Source organism: Streptomyces sp. SAT1 (genome assembly GCF_001654495.1).
Classification (GTDB): domain Bacteria; phylum Actinomycetota; class Actinomycetes; order Streptomycetales; family Streptomycetaceae; genus Streptomyces; species Streptomyces andamanensis.
Map to the genome: position 1 here is coordinate 161,891 of NZ_CP015849.1, position 14,138 is coordinate 176,028.

10 protein-coding genes are annotated in these 14,138 nt (G+C 74.8%); 4 read left to right on the forward strand and 6 right to left on the reverse strand.

Features of this window, described 5'->3' with window-relative positions:
- Nucleotides 1–196 precede the first annotated feature (196 nt).
- Together A8713_RS00670 and A8713_RS00675 are read left to right on the forward strand one after the other, a co-directional pair.
- A complete protein-coding gene (locus A8713_RS00670) occupies nt 197–1,531 on the forward strand; it encodes a M64 family metallopeptidase (protein ID WP_064530890.1) in 1,335 nt (444 codons plus the stop codon).
- Between the two features lie 130 nt (nt 1,532–1,661).
- Nucleotides 1,662–2,222 carry a cysteine hydrolase family protein gene (locus tag A8713_RS00675; RefSeq protein WP_064530891.1) on the forward strand — a complete coding sequence of 187 codons (561 nt, stop codon included), beginning with the start codon at nt 1,662–1,664 and terminating at the stop codon, nt 2,220–2,222.
- A gap of 51 nt (nt 2,223–2,273) precedes the next feature.
- Here A8713_RS00675 and A8713_RS00680 read toward each other — a convergent pair whose 3' ends face one another.
- Complete coding sequence (locus A8713_RS00680; RefSeq protein ID WP_064537161.1) at nt 2,274–3,263, reverse strand: L,D-transpeptidase; 990 nt, start codon at nt 3,261–3,263, stop codon at nt 2,274–2,276.
- Nucleotides 3,264–3,658: 395 nt separating this feature from the next.
- Here A8713_RS00680 and A8713_RS00685 point away from each other — a divergent pair, with 395 nt between their 5' ends.
- Both A8713_RS00685 and A8713_RS00690 read left to right on the forward strand, forming a co-directional pair.
- The gene (locus A8713_RS00685; protein ID WP_064530892.1) at nt 3,659–5,332 is read left to right on the forward strand and encodes a beta-1,3-glucanase family protein; all 1,674 of its coding nucleotides are present in this window, start codon (nt 3,659–3,661) and stop codon (nt 5,330–5,332) included.
- Nucleotides 5,333–5,448: 116 nt separating this feature from the next.
- Entirely contained in the window at nt 5,449–6,099 is a 651-nt protein-coding gene (locus A8713_RS00690; protein WP_064530893.1) for a hypothetical protein, read from the forward strand.
- Here A8713_RS00690 and A8713_RS00695 read toward each other — a convergent pair.
- From A8713_RS00695 to A8713_RS00715, 5 genes are all read right to left on the reverse strand, one after another.
- A complete protein-coding gene (locus tag A8713_RS00695) occupies nt 6,080–6,340 on the reverse strand; it encodes a hypothetical protein (protein WP_064530894.1) in 261 nt (86 codons plus the stop codon). The two genes, A8713_RS00690 and A8713_RS00695, sit on opposite strands and share 20 nt — an antisense overlap.
- Nucleotides 6,341–6,765: 425 nt before the next feature.
- Complete coding sequence (locus A8713_RS00700) at nt 6,766–7,317, reverse strand: GNAT family N-acetyltransferase (protein ID WP_064530895.1); 552 nt, start codon at nt 7,315–7,317, stop codon at nt 6,766–6,768.
- 53 nt (nt 7,318–7,370) lie between these two features.
- Nucleotides 7,371–12,584, reverse strand: coding sequence for a hypothetical protein (locus tag A8713_RS00705; RefSeq protein ID WP_064530896.1), 5,214 nt, complete (start codon nt 12,582–12,584; stop codon nt 7,371–7,373).
- A gap of 157 nt (nt 12,585–12,741) precedes the next feature.
- Complete coding sequence (locus A8713_RS00710; protein ID WP_064530897.1) at nt 12,742–13,608, reverse strand: DUF4132 domain-containing protein; 867 nt, start codon at nt 13,606–13,608, stop codon at nt 12,742–12,744.
- A gap of 124 nt (nt 13,609–13,732) precedes the next feature.
- Entirely contained in the window at nt 13,733–14,122 is a 390-nt protein-coding gene (locus A8713_RS00715; RefSeq protein ID WP_064530898.1) for a nuclear transport factor 2 family protein, read from the reverse strand.
- Nucleotides 14,123–14,138: the final 16 nt, after the last annotated feature.

Sequence of the window (14,138 nt, forward strand, 5' to 3'; positions counted from 1 at the left end):
GGAGCGAGTGCGGTCGCCTTGGGTGCCGCCGTTGGCCGAAAAGCGCCCTCCCCGGTCTCCCGCCCGGACGGTTCGCGTACGACGCGCACGGCGGCGGCGCGGACACTCTGGCGCACCGACGCGCGAACCCTTAAGTTAATCCCTGCTTTAACTCCACTTACTTCATGGGCTAATCGGGAACTCCAGTGAGGTCGCCGTGCCGCATCGCAGGAAGCCGTATCCGCGTTGGACCGCCGCCGTCGTGGCCGCCCTGGTGAGCGCGGCCGCGCTGGTCGTGGGCGTGGACCCGCCACCGGCCGGGGCCGCGACCGGTTCCGGCGGGCACCGCCAGAACGTCGAGTACTTCCCCGATCCCTGGTCCGCCCCGCGTCAGGTGACGGTGACCACGGACACCGCTGACACCACAGCCCCGAGCGCCCGCGCCGCGCCACCCGCGGCCGGCGCCGCGTCCGCCGTGCGCGCCCTCCAGCAGACCGGCCCGGTCTCCGGCCGGCTCGACCTCGTGGTGCTCGGCGACGGCTACACGGCCGCCCAGAAAGACGACTTCACCGCGGACGCCGAGGACAAGCTCGACCAGATCTTCCGGATCGAGCCGTACCGCAGCTACCGCGGCCTGTTCAACATCTGGCTCGTCGACACCCCCTCCCCCGAGTCCGGCGTCTCCGGCGATCCGACGGCGGACGTCAAGCGGACCACGGCCCTCGGCTCCTCCTTCTTCTGCGACGGCCTGGAACGTCTGCTGTGCGTCGACCCGGACAGCGTCACCCGCTACGCCGCCGCGGCCCCCGCCGCCGACATCGTCTTCGTCATCGCCAACTCCGCCAAGTACGGCGGCGCGGGCTACTCCGCCGTCGACCTGCCGCCGGGCACGCCCTTCCACGGCGTGGCCACGATGTCGTCGGACAACGACCGCTCCTACCTCATCGGGGCCCATGAACTCGGGCACTCCATAGGGCACTTGGCCGACGAGTACCAGTACGCCGGATACGGCCCCTACCCCTCCGCCGACGAGCCGGAGGCGGCCAACCTGACCCTGCGACGCGATCCGGCCGCTACGAAGTGGCGCCGCTGGCTCGGCGCCCAGGACCCGACCGGCTCGGCCGTGGGCACCTACGAGGGCGGCGGCTACTACGAGACGGGTGTCTACCGTCCCACCGAGACGTCCCTCATGCGCGACCTGTCCTCGACCGACTTCAACGTCGTGGGCCGCGAGGCGATGATCGCCGGTTTCTACGCGGACGCCGACGCCCTGACCTCGCCGCTCGCCACCTCGCGCCCGGTCGCCTCCGCCCGGAACATCACGGTGCGGCTCGCCCCGCTCACCGGTCTCGCCCGGCTGCGCCTGGACTGGTACGCCGACGGGAAGCGGATACCGTGGGCCACCGGGCGGATGGCGGTGACCCCGCGCGAACTGGCCGGCCGTCGCTCCGTCCACCGCGTCACGGCGGTGGTGAGCGACGGCACCGGCGCCGTACGAGACCCCCGGGTCCGCCAGGCGGCGTCCAACTCCCTGACGTGGACGGTGCGATGAGGTGACATGAGCCCTGTCCGCGCCTGCGGGCCGGGAATCGCCGCCCGTCGGCGGCTCACGGCGGACCCGCGCGGGGACGGGAGGGGCCGGCCCGCTACGATGCCGGACCGGCCCCGACCCTGGAGATGCCATGAAATGCGCCCTGCTCGTGATGGACGTCCAGCGGTCCATCGTGGAACTCACCGACGCCGGACCCGAGTTCCTGCGCCGGGTGCGCAGGGCCATGGACGGCGCTCGGGCCGCGGACATCCCCGTGATCCATGTGACCATCGCCCTGCGACCGGGCTTCCCGGAGGTCGGCACGCACAACAGGGCGCTCAGCGCCATCGCGCAGGCCGGGCTCTACGTCGAGGGCGCCGCCGGTACCGAGATCCACCCCGAGGTCGCTCCCCTGCCCGGCGAGGTGGTGATCACCAAGCGGCGGGCGAGCGCCTTCTCGGGGAGCGACCTCGATGTGGTGCTGCGGGCACGCGGCATCGACGGCCTGGTGCTGACCGGCATCGCCACCGGCGCCGTGGTGCTGTCCACCGTGTGCCAGGCCAACGACCTGGACTTCGGCCTCACCGTCCTCGCCGACGCGTGCCTGGACCCCGACCCCGAGGTGCACCGGGTCCTCACCGAGAAGCTGTTCCCGCAGTGGGCGCGGGTCCTCGGCGTCGACGAGTGGGTCGGCGGCCTCGCGGCCCGTTAGGGCCACTCCGGCCGATCGTGATGGAGGCGAGCAGCAGTGCCTGGCCGCGCCTCACAGCGCCGCGGTCGTGCCCTCGCCCGACGCGCTGCCCGCCAGCCACTGGTCCCAGCCGAGGTTGAAGTCGGCGTAGCCGTTGTCCGGGTCCGCCTTGGCCCGGGACGAGCCGGTGATGGTCACGGGGTCACCCTGCTTGACCTGGCCGTAGAACCACTCGGCGTCGGACATGGAGAGGTGGACGCAGCCGTGCGAGCCGCGGGCGCTGCCGCTGCCCGGGTTCGGGTCGCCGGTCGAGTAGTGCACATAGGTGCCGGACTGGGTGAGGTGGATGTCCCAGGGCAGCGTCAGGTCGTAGTAGTCGGGACTGCCCTTGTCGCAGGTGATGCCGGCACTGCAGGAGGTCATGTGGACCTTCTTCTCCTTGTCGATGACGGCCATGGTGCCGTTCCAGGTCGGGTACTGGGCGCTGCCCGCGTTGATGGACAGCGTGCGCACCGCCTTGCCGTTGCGGGTCACCTTGAGGGTGTGGCCACGCACCGAGACGTCGGCGCGCACGTCGTCGCCGACCTTGAAGGTGTGCGTGTACTCGCGCACGCCGTACCGCCCGTTGCCGTTGGCCACGCCCCGCATGTCGACGTCGACCTTGACCTCGGTGCCGGACGGCCAGTACTCCTTGGGCCGCCAGTCGGCGCGCTTGTCCCCGAACCAGTGCCAGGCGCCGGCCACCGGCCGGGAGGCACTCACCTTCATGTGCTTCTCGACCGTGGCCCGCGCCTTGGCGGCCACCGGGTTGCTGAAGACCACCGAGACGGGCATGGCGACACCGACGGTGGCCTTCGACTGCGGCATGATCGTGTCCAGCAGCATCGGCGGCCCCGCGGGCTTCGTCGGCGACGGCGAGGCGGTCGCGCCCGGCTTCGCCGGGGCCTTCGCGTCGTCCCCGCCCGCCCGGTCGCTGCCGCCGCCGTGACCGCAGGCGCTCACGCCCACCAGCATCGCGCCCGTGACGAGTGCGATCCGTATGCCGCCCCTGCGCCGTCCCATGACCTGCCCCACTCTCTCAACTCTCGCGCCCCGAGGGGCTCACTCCCCTGTCAGACGGCCCATCGCGGCCGCCGGGTTCCGGGTACCGCGCAAAGTGTCTCCCAAGACTCCTCCGGCGCATTTGCCGGGGGCCGCTCCCGCCCACCGGGCCGCGGCGGGCGGCGTCCCGGCCGTGCCGCACGGGCTGCGGCGGCCCGCGCCACGGACGGGACGAACCGGACCGGACTTCCGATCGTCCAACCCCCCTTTCCCGCACGCCCCTTGACCCGCCGATTGGCACAGTCCAATAGTGGTCCCGTAGTGGTACCGCTCCCACTCCCCTTTCTCTCCCCTGTCTCCCCCGTCTCTCCTGTCTCCTTGAGGCGACCACCCCCACACCCACCCCGGAGGCCGTTGTGCTCTCCCGCCGTGCCCTTCTCGCCACCGCAGCGGCCACCGCGGCCGCCCTCCCCCTGACGGCCGCCGGCACCGCCGCGGCCCGCTCCGCCCCCTTCGCCCTCGCCGCGGCGCTCCCCGTCGCGCTCGCCAACAACTCGGGCGGCTCCGCGCCGGTCTACGCCTACATCTCCGGTGCCGACACCTCCGGCTGGCCCGGCTTCGTCACCGCGGACGGCGTCTTCCACCGGCTGCCGAGCCCGTCCTCGGTCCTGACCCCGATACCCGACTACGCCATCCCGCTGGGCGCTTCGGGGTCGGCACCGACCCGGCTGACGCTGCGCGACTACGTGATCGGCGGCCGGGTCTGGTTCTCGACCGGCCGGAAGATCCAGTTCTTCGTCAACCCGCCGGGAGGCAACGGCGGCGTGCCCGGCCTGGTGCAGCCCGGCTTCACCAGCACCGACCCCAACTGGACCACCAGCTGGACGTTCTGTGAGTTCACCTACAACTCGGCCAACCTGTACGCCAACATCAGCTACGTCGACATGGTCGCCCTGCCCGTCTCGATGGCCACCACCGGGGCCGCCGGGAACCAGTCGGTGCCCGCGCTGCCCTCGGGTGCCCTGGCCTCGATCGCCTCCGGGCTGCGGGACCAGCACGCGGCGGACGGCGCGCCCTGGGACCAGCTGGTGGCGACCGACTCGGCGGGCACGGTCCTGCGCGTGCTGGCGCCCTCCCACGCGCCGGTGGACTTCGGCGCGTACTGGCGGCCGTACCTGGACCGGGTGTGGGACTACTACCGCACCCACACCCTCACCGTGGACGGCCAGGGCTCGATCGGCGCGTACTCCGGGACCGTCAGCGGTGACGTGCTCACCTTCGCCGGGCTCAACACCAACGGGGTGCCCTTCACCAGGCCCTCCGCCGCCGACATCTTCGGCTGCGCGAGCGGCCCGCTGTACAACTCGGGAGCCGACGCGCGCTCCGCCGTCGCCGCCCGCCTCGCCGCCGCCCTCAACCGCTCCAGCCTGCTGGTCTCCGGCGGCGCGTCGCAGCCCAGCGGGGTCACCCCCGCCCAGTACTACACGGAGTCGGTCACCAACCACTACGCCCGGCTGGTGCACCGGTACGCGAGCATCGGCTACGCCTTCCCGTACGACGACGTCGGTCCCACCGGCTCCGCCCCGGTCGACGGGCACCTCCAGGACCCGGCGCCCGCCTCCTGGACGGTCACCCTCGGACCGGGCGGTGGCGGGACGACCCCGCCGGGCGGAGGCGGGACGAGCGCCTACTCCACCGTCCAGGCGGAGGACTACAGCGCGCAGAGCGGCACGCAGACGGAGACCTGCGCCGACACCGGCGGCGGCCGCGACGTGGGGTATCTCGCCGCCGGGGACTGGCTGAAGTACGCGTCGCTGGACTTCGGTTCGGCCGCCCCGGCGCAGTTCCTCGCCCGGGTCGCCTCCGGGGTGGGCGCCGGTGTCAGCGGCGCGATCCGGGTGCGGGTGGACAGCGCCACCGGGCCGCAGATCGCCGAGATCGACCTCGGCGACACGGGCGGCTGGCAGAGCTGGCGCACCGTCCCGGCCAACGTCACCCGCGCCGTGACCGGCGTCCACGACGTCTATCTGACGTTCGCGGAGAGCACCGTCGAGTTCGTCAACGTCAACTGGTTCACCTTCACCCGCTGACCGTCGCCCGACCGTCCGCCCGGCGGCAGCCGGCGGATTGAGGCCGTGGGGCGGGGGCACGTGCTCCTGCACACGGCGGTCGCCGCGGCGGCCGGGACGAGGAAGGACGGGACAGGATGAGCGAGGGACCGCGAGCGGCGCGGGAGCAGGGGGCGGGGCCCGGCCCCGAGGACGGCGTACCCACCCCGCCGCTGCGGCCCGGCGGCTACGAGCCCGCCGACTACGCCGCCACCGTGGTGCGCAGCGCGCGGCAGGCGGGCATCTCACCGGTGCTGCTGATGGCCGTGCTGCACAACGAGGCGTACAAGCCGCACCATCCCCTGCTCGAACGTCTCTGGCAGTGGTGGAAGCGCGACGCGTCGTTCGGTGTCGCCAACATGCACCGGGCGACGTTCGAGAAGGTGCGGCGGGCGCACGCGCTGCCGGGCCGCTGGCAGGACCTGCGGGACGACCCCGCGTTCGCCGTCCGCACCGCGGCTCTCCACCTCGGGGATCTGGACCGCGCCCTGCCGCGGCGCCACCCGCGCCGCTACCGCAGGGACGAACTGCTCGCCCTCGGCTACAACGCGGGCGAACGCAACATGCGGGCCTTCGCCCGGGGTGTGCCACCGGGCCCGATGGCACGGTCGTATCTGCGCCGGCTGCGGGCGCACTGGCCCCGGGCCGCCCGGGTGGTGTCGGAGCGGGCCGGGGAGCGCGGGGCGAGCGGGAACGGCCCGGTGGCGGCGCCGGACGGTACCGCGCCCGTCACCGGACCCGGATCGTGAAGACCCGGACGAATGCGGCCACGGTCAGGATGCGCAGGGTGTGCGAGGGGACACCGGTCAGTTCGATGCCGGCCCCGGCGGCAAGAGCGTGCCGACGTGGGGCGAGCAGGCCGCCGGGATGAGCGGAGGGGCCGGCGCGGCCGTCGGCCCGCAGGACGAGGGCCGAGGGGTGGCCGCCGGAGGTGAGGCGCGCGGTGCGGTGGCCCGGTTCGGAGGTGGGTTCGACGACGCCGAGGACCACGGTGCGGCACCGGGGCCTCCGTCTGCGGAGCGGCGCTCGTAGTGCACGGTGTCCAGCGTGGTCAGGGCCGAGGCGGGCGCCGCGTCGTGCAGGGCGGCGACGCGCGGGGCGCGGCGGGTCAGCCAGGTCGGGGCGGCGGCTTCGGGGCCCATGCCGCACATGTAGCCGACGAAAGCGCCCAGCGGGCCGGCTTCCCCAGGTAGTCCGGGATGGCCCGCTAGGTGGCCGGGCCGGCGACCGTCACGTTGGTCCTGCGGCGGATGTCCGTGCGCACCGTCCTCCCACCCGGCCGCTCGGGTACCGCAGGCGGTCCGTGATCGCTCATGGGGGCGCCGGTGCCGCGGCCTTCGGGCCTGTCATGGCGAGCGGGCGCGCGGCCGAGCGGCCAGGCGCCGGGCGGGAGGGGGTCTCAGCGGGCAGGGATCTCAGCGGCCGGCGGGCCGCGGCGCTGGCCGCCAGTCCCGGGCCAGGAGCCCGAGCAGCACCTCGTCCAGGAACTCACCCATCACCCATGCCGAGGAGCGCAGTACGCCCTCGCGGACGAATCCGTTGCGCTCGGCGGCGCGCAGCATCGCGTCGTTGTCCGCGAGGGTCTCGATCTGGAGCCGGTGCAGACCGCGCACGACGAATCCGTAGTGGCACAGCACCTCGACCACTTCGGTGCCGTAGCCCTTGCCGCGCGCGGCGGGCAGCAGCCCCAGCCCGATGTGCGCGGTGCGGTTGTGGGTGTCGATGCCCCACAGCGACGCGGTGCCGATCAGGGTGCCGCCGTCCAGCTCGGTCACGGAGAACGGGACGTGCTTCTGCTCCGTGTCGTCCACCACGAGCCGCGGGTCCTTGGTGCCGGGCGTGACGGGCCGCCACGGACCGGCCTCGGACCGCGAGGCGTTGACCACGTCGTCGTACAGCTCCGTCCGCAGGACCGGTATGTCGTCCTCGTGCCGGGCCCGCAGCCCGACCTTGCCGCCCTTCAGCATGTGAGCTTCCTATCCGACCGGGCCGGGCGGCGGCAAACGATTTCGGCGCCGGGTCAGGCACGCGGGCGCGGCACCTCGATCTCCTCCAGCCGCGGGGCGTCCCCGTCCAGGGTCCGCCGCCATGCCTCGTGGTAGAGATCGGCGACGGGCCGGGTGGGCGCGACGACGCCCAGGGGGACCCGCTCGTCGTGGAGCAGGTCGTACAGGGGCAGCTTCCAGCGTTCCAGCGGGGTGTGCGGCTTGGCGAGTGCCAGCCAGCCGCCGGGCAGGAACAGGGAGCGTCCCGCTCTGGTGCGGGTGCCCCGCACCACGAGGCCGGTCGCGGCGAGTTCGGCGCGGGCGGCGCGCAGCCGGGCCGTGCCGCCCCGCTGCCTCGCCCAGCCCGTCCAGCGGCCGGTGTTGCGGTCGGTGGGGTCGGGCAGGGCGAGCAGCATCAGGTAGAGGACGGCGGCGTCCTCGCCGATACCGTGGCGTACGGCGGCGTCGGCGACCAGGCCGGGCACGGACATGGCCGGGTTCTGCGGCCACCACAGGCCGTGCTCGTCGCGCTCGCCCGCCGCCGGTTCGCCCGGGTCGGCGAGCAGGTGCGCGAACCGCTCGTCGTGGGCGACGCGCAGGGCCGTCTCCTCGGCGGTCGGGCCTTCGCCGGGGAACAGCAGCGGCAGTACGGGATCGCGTCCGCTCTCGTCCAGGAGCGCGGGCCGGACCGCGGGATGGACCGGTCGGCCGCTGCCCGTGTCCAGGGTGCCGGTGCACAGGACGACCGCGCCGTGGCGTTCGAAGTCCTCGGCTCTCTCCGTGGGCTCGCCGAGGATCCGCCGGAAGTCGTCCAGGCCGTTCCACCGGTCCATGCGGATCAGCAGCCCCGGGTGGGCCAGGCGGGCGCGGACCGCGGCCAGGACGCCGGGGAGCGCGGCCCGCAGCGGGTCGCCGGACGGGAGTCGGTGGGCGAGCCAGGCGGTGAGGGCCACCGAGCCCTTGAGCGTGTCCGCGTCGAAGCCGGGGCCTTCGGCCGTGGGGGCGCTGTAGCCGGTCAGCCGCCAGGTGAGGTCCCGGGTCAGCCTCGGTTCCTCATCGGCGCGCAGAAACGCGTGCAGCGCCTCGTACGGGTCCCACCACGACGGGGACACGGCGCGGACCGTGTCGTGCAGTACGTCCTCGGCGAGGGGTGTGCGCCGGCCCACCCGCTCGTTCCAGATCTCCGCCGCCGCTGCCGCGTCGGGGCCGTCGGTCCACAGCCGGGACGGTTCGGCGGGCAGCAGGGCGGCCACGACCGCCCGGCGCGCGTCGGCGTCGACGGTGCGCAGGATGTCCTTGGCGATCCGCGCGTCGGCGGCCTGCACGCCGAGGGTCTTCAGCGTTCCGGCCGGTACGGGCGCGCGCTCGTCGTCGATCATGGGCAGTCCGGCGACGACCAGCCGGGCCATGGCCGGGGTGACTCCGGTGCGCCGGGCGAACTCGGCGGCGGCCTCCGGGTGCCAGGGGGCCGGGCCGTGCCCGGCCAGTTCGGCCCGGAAGGCGGCGAGCCAGCCGGGCGCGCGGACCGGACCGGAGAACGCCTCGCTGTGCACCAGGGTGTAGGGGGCAGGTGTGCGGAACCGGCCCCGGGGGTCGTGGTGGACCGCCTCGAACTCCCTGCCGTCGGTCGCGGACCGGGCCGGCCGGTCGGGGAACCGGTACCGGTCGCCGGGGAAGAGCAGGAACTCTCCGTCCCCCAGGTCGAGCAGGGCCGCCGAGGACGTGGCCGGCGGCAGGGCGTCGGGTCCCTCGAACAGGCTCGGGTCCAGGCGCAGCCGGGTCCGGCGCCAGTGGCCCGGGTCGGGCGCCGACAGCCGCTGGGCGTCCAGCTCGGCGAGGTAGGCGTCCAGTGCGGCGCGGTCGCTCTCCCGGGTGGCCGCGCCGGCGGCCCGGAGTGCCAGCGTGGCGGACAGGGCGGGCAGGCCCCGCCAGTTCAGGAGGTCCAGGGGCGCCTCGCGGACCGCGCAGACGTGGGCGCGGCCAGGCGGGGCCGGTTCGGCGTCGCCCCGCACCGAGCTGCCGATCAGGCGCAGTGCGTCGACGAGGTGGTGGTACTGGTCGTAGCAGACGCCGCGGCCCATGAAGGTGCCGAGCAGGCCGAGGCCGTCCAGCGCGGCGGCGAGCGTGGCGTCGCCGGGGACCGGGCGCGCCGGCTGTTCCGGCCCGGGGCCCTCCTCCCCTGGGCTGTCTCGCGGGTCCCCCTCGGGGGCCGTCCGCTTCCCGTCCGTCGCCGTGTCCGCGCCCGCTCCCTCGTGCGCCACCGCCACCGTGTCCGCGCCGGCGCGTCCGGCCGCCGTGTCGAGCCGGGCGAGCGCCGCGTCGATGGTGCGCTGATGGCCCGCGGCGAGCCGCACCACCCCGGCGATGCCCGCGCGCAGCGCCGCGTGGGTGACCTGTGGCAGCAGGGCGCCGATCGCCTCGGTCACCGGATCGGAGGCGTGCGCGCGGGTGCCGATCGGTTCGGACACCGGATCGGAGGCGTGCGCGCCCGGCTGCTCGGGCCGCGGGGCGTCGTCCGGCCGCGGCGGCGCGTCCTGCGGCGGCTCGGCCACCGCCGCCGCCAGGAGTGCCGCGGCGGTGTCCTCGCCGATCCGGCGGAGCGCTGCGGAGCCCTGCGGGTCGCGCGGCCGGAGCTGCTGCCAGTGACGCAGGGGCGGCAGCAGCGCGGTGCCCGCGGAGAAGCCCGCTCCGCGACCCTGTTCCAGGGTGGCGGGGGTCTGCTCGGGGAACTCGGCCATCAGGGTGCCGTCCGCGTCGAACAGGCCCAGGGAAGAGCCGTCGAGGACGACCGCGCATGGCCGGTCCGTGCCGGGGAACTGGAGCGCGTGCCACAGTTCCCGGTTCGTCCTGCGCGACGGTGCCGGCGGGAGGACGACCGACCGTCCGGCCAGGTCCTCGCCCCGCAGGGAGCCGTCGGGCAGTTCCAGCACCCGCCAGCCGACCAGTCCGCCGACCGGGGCGCACAGCGGGCCGGGGACTGCCGAGGGGGCGGGCAGCAGGCTGCTGTTCCGGGCCAGGGTGCTGCCCGGCGGGGCGTCGCGCAGGCCCTCGGCGAACCAGTCGGGCAGGCCCGGTCCGCCCCGGGCGCCGCTCAGCGGGTCGTACGTGTGCCAGTCGCCGGCGCGCACCCAGTACGACGTGCCGTCGCTGATCACCGGCAGGGCCGCCGGGACGGTGGTGTCCCCGGGGCGCAGCACTCCCGTCCCGGTGGTCAGGCCGCCCCCGCGGAGCGGCAGGGCGACCGGGGGCATGTTCCGGCCGAAGTCCCGCATCGGGGCGCAGCACAGGGCCTCGGGGTCGGTCGGGAACGGGTCGGGGGCGGTGCGCTCCCAGTAGCCGCGCTTCTCGGCGGGGAACGGCGGGTCCCACCAGACGAGAAGCTCGCCGTCGACATGGCGGCAGCCCACCGCGCCGAGGCCCCGGACCGATCCGCGGTCGGTCACCTTCGGTGGCAGGCGCAGGTCGTGGGTGTGCACCGTGCCGTGCGCGTCGATGACCCGGGCCCGGGTGCCGGCCAGGACGACGAGACGGGGCCAGGCGTCGGTCACGTGGACGGCGGCCGTCCGGTGCTGCGCGGCGGCGTCGGCGACGGCCTCCTCCCAGGCGGGCCAGCCCAGTTCGTCGATGATCCCGCGGCGCAGTGCGCGGGCGAGCGCCGGGGCCGTCCCGGTGCTCAGGGCCTCCCGTACCTCCTCCTCGGCGAGCGCCAGGATCTCCCCCGGCAGCCAGGCGACCGGTTCGAGCGGGTGGGCGTACGGGGCGGAGTACCCGGCCAGTTCCACCGGGAGGTAGGCGCGGGCGGCCTCGGCCACCCAGTCGGCGAGCAGCCGGCGTCCGCCCGGGGAGCCGGCCAGCGTGGTGAGGGTGTGGAGGTCGTCCTTGTGCCGGTAGGTGGGGCAGCTGCGGCGGAACGCCCGGCGGAAGCGGGGGTCGGCCGCGAGCGCGCGCAGATCGCGCCGGTTGCTGTCGGTGGCCCACCGCCGGAGGGACAGGGAGTGCCGGGGCGGGGGGTCCGCCACCGGTACGCCCAGGGCCAGCAACCGGTCGAGGAGGTTCATGTCGTGGACGGCCGGCAAGGGGTCGCCGCCGTCGCGCAGTTCGGCGCGCAGGGCACCGGCCATGCGCTCGATCAGCGGCGCCACCTCGGCGGGTGGGTGCGTCCCCACCAGCGACAGCAGTCTGCGGGCCCATCCGGACGCGCCGTCGGGGGGACGTACGTCGGCGGGCAGCGTGGTGTCGCACAGGCCGGCGGTGGCGCCGGTGCGCTCCAGCAGGTCCAGCCACTGCGGCAGTTCCTCGCGCTCCCACTCCGAGGGCATCAGTCCCAGCAGGACGCCGCGGAAGGCGGGCTCGTGCCGGGTCAGGTCGAGCAGGGCACGGCGGTGCGTCTTCCACCAGCCGGGCGGTGCCTTCCGGGTGCCGGGCCGCACCAGCATCTCGCGCAGATGGGCCTTCTCCTCGTCGAGCGCGTCCTCGCCCGCGACCTGCCTGGCGAGCCTGCGCAGTTCGCTCGCGCCCGGACCCGAGGGTGCGAGGCCGTGCTCGGCGAGCCGCACGAAGAGCCCGCGCAGGTGCCGGAACGCCGTCCGCGGCGGGACGCGGGAGGACAGTCCTCTGGCGTAGCCGGTGAGCATGGTCGCCGGTACGGCTCCGGCCAGGGAGAACTCCAAGAAGACCGCGTCCATGCGGTCCTCGTCGAACGGCAGCGCGTACGCCGTCTCGGCCTTGCGGGCGCTGACGAACATCAGTGACGCGTACCGTGTCTCGTCGGCGGCCAGGAACACCCGGCCCGCCTGCTCGTAGAAGACCGGCAGGAGGTGCGGTACCGCTCCGGCGAGCCGTGCGCCGATCGCCTCGTAGGCCGCGCGCGCCTTCTTCGGCCGGGACCGCGCGGTCCGGGCGATCCGGTCCATCTCCTCGGCCACGGACATGGCCAGGTGGCCGTCCGCGGGGTGGTGGACCAGCGCCCATTCGGGGAAGCCCAGCGACCGGGGCCGGCCGAGACCGACCTCGGCCGCCTCGCCCACGGGTTCCAGGCCGAGGAAGCCGGTGGCGGGGTCTTCGCCGGGTTCCGCGGCGACCAGGCGGACGACGGTCCGGTCGTCCAGGGCGGGATGCCGGTACGCCTGGGTGAGCATCGGGACGGCGCGGGCGCCGCCGCTGTCGGTCCCGGGCGGCAGTACCGCACCGGCGCGCAGCAGTTCCTCCGCCCGCGCGTGCGGTCCGTCAGCGGTTGCCGAGCCGTTCATCGACGTGTGCCTTCCGTGCGTGTGCCGTGTGCCGTGTGCCGTGTGCCGTGTGCCGTGTGCCGTGTGCCGTGTGCCGTGTGTGCTGTGCCGGTCGTGGCGGTGTACGCCGGAGGTGTCGCCGGCCGAGCGCCCCGGTCCGTGGTGCGGGGGCCGCCGGTCATGCGGTGTCCTCGGCCGGGACACGGCCGCCCGCGTGCAGGGCGGCGGCCATGCGCATGCCCTCGGACCAGGCCACCGGGCCGACGTCCGTCGGCGCCATGGCGGCGCCGGGGCGGTCGCCCCAGGTCAGTCCGCCGGTCCGGGCACGCTCCTCGGTGTAGGGGTCGCCGATCGCGACGGACGCGGTGACGACCCGTCCCGCCTCGCGTACGCGGTCGGTGACGTACGTCCCGGTGACCTTGTAGCCGAGCGCGGTGGCGTGGGCGGCGAGACGGAACCAGGAGCTGTACTCGGCGCCCGCGAACTCCTCGACGGCGCGGGTGCCGTGGTCGGTCGCGGCGGGCTTGTGCCATACGGCGCGGTGCAGTTGCTCCACGCCCTGGACGGCGCCGAGTGCGGTGGCCTGTGCGCGCAGGGCGGGCAGGCCGGGGAGCAGGACCGGGTGCGGCACGGTCACGGCGGGCGCGGAGAGGTGGCGCGTCCCGCCGTCCGGGGCGACCAGCAGCAGCCGCCCGGAGGGGGAGGCGTCCCTCAGGAAACCGATGTCGCCGGGGTGTTCGCCGGTCACGACGAGATCGCGCAGCGCCGCCCGCCATGCCTCGTCGGGCCACACCTGGGCCAGCAGCGCGGTGGGCACCGGCAGCGAGGACACCATCCAGGTGTCGACCCGCGCCGCGCAGTCGGCGGCGTGCCGCTCCAGCCACTCGGCGAACCGCTGCAGCTCGATCACCTCGGGCCGGTCCCGTATCTCCTCCGGCAGGGTCCGCGACCCCGCCGCCGGGGCCGCGCCGGACACGGGCCGCGCGATCACCCGCCCCCGGGCGAGGGTGATCTCGTGGTCGTCGCCCGCCGCCAGCCAGCCCATGGATGTCCTGCCTCTCGCCCGTCCGGAGATCACCGCGGTGCGCCGGGACGGCGCGGACCGTCCCGGCGTACCGCGATCACGGCGAAAGACTAGAGGCACCCACTGACAGTGCCGGGAGGACGGGTCACGTCACGGGGCTCCCTGTGCGGAAGAACGTCTTCGACGCGATCCGCCACTGCCCGTCCTCGCGGACCAGGGAGAAGTGGTTGGTGAAGTCCTCGCCCTGGTAGCCGTGTTCCTCCAGCACGGCCACCGCCACCTCGCCGCTCACCTCGATCGAGCGGACGGCGTACGTGTACGTCCGGGTCCAGGCGCGCTCGCCCGAGTCGGCCGCGACGACCTGGCAGAACGCCCCGATCGGGGCGGAGACCAGTTCCGGGCCGAGGTAGCCCCACATGTACGCCTCGGGCCGGAAGGCTTCGCGTACGGCCTGCGGGTCCCCGGCGCACACCGCCGAGACATACGCTTCCACGGCGGCCCGGACACCGTCGTGCGCGGTGGTGGGGTCGGTCATGCGGTCTTCCTCTCCG